Source organism: Massilia genomosp. 1, assembly GCF_011682185.1.
Lineage (GTDB): Bacteria > Pseudomonadota > Gammaproteobacteria > Burkholderiales > Burkholderiaceae_D > Telluria_A > Telluria_A rubra.
In genome coordinates, this window is sequence record NZ_WHJF01000430.1 from 1 (window position 1) to 379 (window position 379).

A 379-nucleotide genomic window follows, 5' to 3' on the forward strand; every position below is an offset into this window, starting at 1 on the left:
TGACCAGATTGGAAACGGAAACCTTGGGCGGGTAGTTCACCAGCAAGTGTACATGGTCGTCCTCGCCGTCGAACTCCACCAGTTCCGCTTCAAAGTCCGTGCAGACGCTGGAAAATATCGGCCGCAGCTCGTCAAGAATCTCTTTTGTGAAGACTTCACGGCGGTATTTTGTTACGAATACCAAATGTACGTGCATGAGGAAAACACAGTGTCTTCCGTGGCGAATTTCATTGTAATCACTCATAGACCAAACTATAATCGAAGCATGCAACGACTGCAAGCCTATCAATACGAACTGATGCCAGATGGCGAGCAAGAGCGCAATATGCGCCGCTTCGCTGGCGCGTGCCGATTCGTCTGCAACAAGGCGTTGGCGATG

Annotated in this window: 2 protein-coding genes; one reads left to right on the top strand and one right to left on the bottom strand. The window is 50.7% G+C overall.

Annotated elements, in window-relative coordinates:
* Positions 1 to 244, bottom strand: a 244-nt coding sequence (tnpA, locus tag F1735_RS34375) for an IS200/IS605 family transposase (protein WP_167241535.1), incomplete at its 3' end; no start/stop codon positions are given.
* A gap of 21 nt (positions 245 to 265) precedes the next feature.
* Between tnpA and F1735_RS34380 the strand changes: the two genes are divergently transcribed.
* A partial coding sequence (locus F1735_RS34380) for a helix-turn-helix domain-containing protein (protein ID WP_167241537.1) occupies positions 266 to 379 on the top strand: 114 nt, incomplete at its 3' end.